The organism is Acinetobacter sp. YH01019, from assembly GCF_013420285.1.
GTDB lineage: Bacteria > Pseudomonadota > Gammaproteobacteria > Pseudomonadales > Moraxellaceae > Acinetobacter > Acinetobacter gandensis.
Genome location: NZ_VOYM01000151.1, coordinates 1 through 2,785, shown reverse-complemented (window position 1 = coordinate 2,785; position 2,785 = coordinate 1). Strand labels below are relative to the sequence as shown.

Genomic DNA, 2,785 nt, shown 5'->3' with positions numbered 1-2,785 from the left:
GTTCAAATGGCTATTCTACGTTTGATTGGTTTTGGAAAAAAAGAAGAATTTAAGAAAGTGCTAGCAATTTTAAGAAAGAAAAAGCCTGATAGGACAAGGATCCTATGAAATTTGTCGTGTACAGAGAAAGTTTTTATACTTAAAGGTGGAAAAGTGTCATCGAGAGAGTTAACTAAATTTAGTTCATTATTGCCTTGATATATTTTTAAAAGCTATCTAATTAATATATATTTGGTTATAAAGTTTTTAAGTTAAAAAATTGAAATACTGGGAATTATCAATTTATTGATCGTTTTTATATATATCAGCTATCTAATCCCACTTTGTATAAGGCCCATACTGCACCCTATGAAGGCTTTAGGTTAGAACCTTTAGAAAATGAAGTCTTGCTGCTGAATTTTGGTTCAGCGTGGAGTTTTCATTTTCATAGTTTCAATGGTGGAAAGCACTATCAGTTGATTCAGCAATTCAATGAAGAAACAGATGAAAAAATTGAGTTAAGTTATTTACTATTTGAACAGCAGGCTTATCTGCAAAGTATTGATTTTCAACTGAAGCGAGGCAAACACCAGCTCAAGTTTGCCTTTAATGAACAAGTGAAAATCATTGCTGCCTTTGTGGATGAGCAAGCAGAGCCAGTTTCACGCTATGAATATGATACGCAAGGTAATTTAATTCAGGCAGTGGATCAAAATGGCCATGTACGCAGCTATGAATATAATGATGCGCATCAACTGACTCGCTATACCGACCGTACTGGTCGTGGGCAAAATATACGTTATGAATCAAAAGAGGCGAATGCCAAAGCCATCGCAGAATGGGCAGATGATGGTAGTTTTAAAACACGTTTGGAGTGGCACCCGAGACTGCGCCAAGTTGCTGTGTACGATGCCTATGATGTACCGACTTATTACTATTTTGATTTAGACGGTTTTACTTATCGCACACGCTTAGCTGATGGCCGAGAAAAGTGGCTCTCTCGTGACAGTCAAAAACGCATTACCCGTCAAATTGATTTTGCAGGCCTAGAAACCGAACAAATTTATAACGAGCAAGATCAGTTGGTTAAAATCGTACAGCCGAATGGTGGTATGATCCGCTTTGCATATGATAAAGCAGGGAATTTAACTGAGACTAAAGATCCAGAAGGGAATATTTGGAAAAAAGAATACGATGCGGATGGTAATGTCACCAAGGAAATTAATCCTTTAGGTCATAGCACGCAATATAAATACAACAACGATAATCAAGTTATAGAAATCATTGATGCCAAAGGCGGCGCTAAAAAAATTCAATACAATGATTTGGGGCAAATGACCGCATATCGCGATTGTTCAGGTAAAGAAAGCGCATGGGAATACGATGAAGAAAGCGCACTGACGGCCCAGCAGTCTGCTGATGCGCAGCAAGTCAAATATATCAACAGTTCAGAGGGAAAAGACAAAGGCCAGCTTAAAGCAATTGTTTATCCTGATGGTTTAAAAGAACAATTTGAACATGATGAAGAAGGACGCTTGCTGAAGCATACGGATACCAAAGGTTTAAACACGCAGTACCGTTATAATGCTGCGGGTTTGCTCGAACAGTGTATAGATGCGAACCGCCATCAAATTGGCTACCAATGGGACAATCAAGGGCGTATTCAAAAGCTTACCAATCAAAACCATGCGGAATATTTATTTAGTTATAACCGTTTTGGGCAATTGGTACATGAACAAGCTTTTGATGGGGAAGAAAAGAACTATAGCTACAATGAAAATGGTCAATTGTTTCAAATTCGCCAGCCGAATGTTTTTACTCAATTTGCCTACTTTGCTGATGGCATGATTGCATCAAAAACTTATACCCATGTGCAAACGCGTCATAGCCAAACCGAAGAGTTTGAATATAATCTGAATAACCAGCTGAGCAAAGCAAAAAATAAAGAAAGCCAAAATGATTTCTATCGGAATGCGCTTGGGCAATTGGTGCGTGAACATCAGCATTACAAAGTACCCAACTTGAGCCCTATGACTGCGGTATTGCGTTATGAGTATGATGAATTGGGTAATTTAAGCAAAACGATTCGTCCTGATGGGCAAGTTCAGACCAATTTAAGCTACGGTTCAGGGCATATTTATGGAATTGCATTTAATAAACAAGATATGGTCGCGTTCCAACGCGATGACTTACACCGTGAAACGTCCCGTATGTTGGCCAATGGCTTAATTCAAAGCAAAAATTATAATGATGTCGGTCTGCTGAGTTCACAAATTATTCGACCAGAACAAGAAACTGTAGGTCGTGTACAGCATCGAGCAGAACGGCATTATCAATATGATCAAAATTATTTGCTCACCCAAGTGAATGACAGTCGATTAGGTAGGCTGACGTATCAGTATGATGCAATTGGCCGTTTAACACAGATTCAAAGCCCACACCAAACTGAAAGCTTTGCTTTTGACCCAGCAGGGAACTTGATTGACCCGATTGCCACGCAAACATCTCAAATAAAAAGCAATTTGATATCGCAATATAAAGGTAAAAACTATAAATACGATGCGCAAGGCAATGTGATTGAAAGCAGCCATGCAGGTAAAACATTAAAACTGACGTGGGATAACCTGAATCGTTTGATCCAAAGTGAGCTTAATGGTCAGGCGACTGAATATGGTTATGGGTGGTGTTTCAAAAAGTATGCTGACATTAAATGAAACCATTATTGATGTAAAAAAAGGTTAAGTCGAAGGCTTTAAAATGGTTTTCAATCTTTTTGGAGAAATTACAACTCTTTCTAAAACCGCGC

At 38.5% G+C, this 2,785-nt stretch carries 2 pseudogenes; one reads left to right on the top strand and one right to left on the bottom strand.

The window, feature by feature from the left end:
* Positions 1–275 precede the first annotated feature (275 nt).
* Positions 276–2,657, top strand: a pseudogene (locus FTT84_RS17415) (RHS repeat protein); the annotation flags it as partial.
* Positions 2,658–2,685: 28 nt separating this feature from the next.
* Here the strand turns inward: FTT84_RS17415 and FTT84_RS17410 are convergent.
* Positions 2,686–2,785 (bottom strand): annotated as a pseudogene (locus FTT84_RS17410) (IS1 family transposase); the annotation flags it as partial.